The 2124-nt window shown below is 61.8% G+C and carries 2 protein-coding genes; both read right to left on the bottom strand.

Annotation, left to right across the window (positions count from 1 at the left end; genetic code table 11):
- On the bottom strand, positions 1-969 hold a 969-nt coding region (glnS, locus tag VMU57_RS08370), incomplete at its 3' end, for a glutamine--tRNA ligase (RefSeq protein ID WP_325382362.1).
- Between the two features lie 395 nt (positions 970-1364).
- Positions 1365-2124: glutamate--tRNA ligase (locus tag VMU57_RS08365; RefSeq protein WP_325382360.1), on the bottom strand; the 760-nt coding region annotated here is incomplete at its 5' end.

The following is a 2124-nucleotide window of genomic DNA, read 5'->3' as shown; positions in this document are numbered from 1 at the left end:
GGCACAGAAGGCGCGGATAGCTTCGGGAGTGAAGCCGCGGCGGCGGATGCCGGAGAGGGTGGGCATACGGGGATCGTCCCAGCCGCTGACACGGTTTTCCTGCACGAGCTGGAGGAGCTTGCGCTTCGAGAGCAGCGTGTAGGTGAGGTTGAGGCGGTCAAATTCAATTTGCTGCGAGGGGAAGATGCCGAGTTGCTCGATATACCAGCGGTAGAGGGGCTGGTGGTCGGCAAACTCGAGGGTGCACATGGAGTGGGTGACGCACTCGATGGAATCCGACTGGCCGTGGGCGTAGTCGTACATGGGGTAAATGCACCACTCGTCGCCGGTGCGGTGGTGCGAGGCGTGCAGGATGCGGTACATGACCGGGTCGCGCATGTTGAGGTTGGGCGAGGCCATCTCGATTTTGGCGCGGAGGACGCGGGAGCCGTCGGGGAACTCGCCCTGCTTCATGCGGACGAAAAGGTCTAGATTCTCTTCAATCGTCCGGTTGCGATAAGGGCTGTCCGTGCCGGGCTCGGTGAGGGTGCCGCGGTACTGGCGGATCTCGTCGGCGGAGAGGTCATCGACGTATGCTTTTCCAGTCTTGATGAGCTGCAAAGCCCATTCGTAAAGCTGGCCGAAGTAGTCTGAGGCGTAGCAGAGGCGCTCCCAGTCGAAGCCGAGCCAGCGGACGTCCTTCTGGATGGAATCGACGTACTCCTGCTCCTCTTTTTCAGGGTTGGTGTCGTCGAAGCGCAGGTTGGTCTTGCCGCCGAACTCGTCGGCGAGGAGGAAGTCGAGGCAGATGGCCTTGGCGTGGCCGATGTGGAGGTCGCCGTTGGGCTCGGGTGGAAAGCGGGTTTGGATGACGGCGTCGCCGAACTTATGGGTGCGCACATCCTCGGCGATGAGGTCGCGGAGAAAGTTGGAGGTGGTGCGTACGTCGAGACTGCGAGCATCTGGGCTTTCTGGAATTGCGTTGGTCATGGCCACGATCAATTATTCCACGTGAGGCGGTGCTCAATAACAGCGGCGCGGGAGTCCGCATCTCAATCTGCCACCACGATTGGGTGGCCCATGGTCCGAAAATCCAGACATGGAGCACCCGGCTTAGCTGCTCCCCGGGACCAGCCGTCTCATCCCATCTAAAGCCCAAGCTCTATTGGGGTTGCCGATCGGCACGACTGAAGTCGTGCCCTGACGCTTTGAAGCCTAAGAAAATTTGGAAGAGGTTTCCAGGTCTAATATCCGGACCTGGGACACCGAGAATTTTTCTACCATCGGACCTGCGCCACCCGCCGAGCTAGTGGCTTTTCGGATTGGCGTTGGTCATAGTTGCGATTTCTTATTCTTCCACGGGGGGCTGTGGTCAACCGAGCGATTCAAGCGAGCGATTGCAGGCCGGCTTCGGCTTGGCGGATGCGCTCAAGGCACACTTCGCGGCCGAGGACGGCCATGGTTTCAAAGAGCGGCGGCGCGTTTTTGCGTCCGCAGACGGCGACCCGGATGGGCTGGAAGGCCTGCCCGGCCTTTAAACCAAGCTGCGCAGCGGCGGTACGGAGAGCCTGTTCGAGCGAGTCGTGATCGAACGAAGTTGTAGCGAGGACCTGCTGGGCGGTCTGGAGGACGCGGATTGCGAGGGCGGCGTCGCCTTTTTGCGGGATCAGCTCGGCGGGGTCGTAGGGGGCGAGTTGGGGGAGGAAGAAGAAGTCGGCGGCGGGGACCGCGTCGCGCAGGAGCTTGATGCGCTCGCGGATGAGCGGGGTGACGGCGAGGAGCTTTTCAGGCGAGGGATGGAGGCCGGCCTGTTCGAAGAAGGGCTGGAGGAGTGGGCTGAGGTCGCCGACAGACAGGGCGCGGATATGCTCGGCGTTGAGCCAGACCGCTTTGGAATCGAAAGGGTCGTCATCCGTAAAGTTGATGACGGCATTCGCACGATTGACGCCGTCGAAGGTGAAGGCGGCGGTGATCTCGTCGAGAGTGAGGAACTCGCGGTCGTTCTTGGGCGACCAGCCGAGGAGACAGAGGAAGTTGATGAAGGCCTGGGGAAGGAAGCCGGCATCGCGATAGGTGGTGACGCTGACGACCGGGCCGTGGCGGCGCTTGGAGAGCTTGGCGCCATCGGGGGCGACCAGCAAGGGG

It is taken from the genome of Edaphobacter sp., assembly GCF_035532915.1.
GTDB lineage: Bacteria > Acidobacteriota > Terriglobia > Terriglobales > Acidobacteriaceae > Edaphobacter.
Note: the sequence above shows the minus strand (reverse complement) of the source record. Positions and strands in the feature narration are given on the sequence as shown.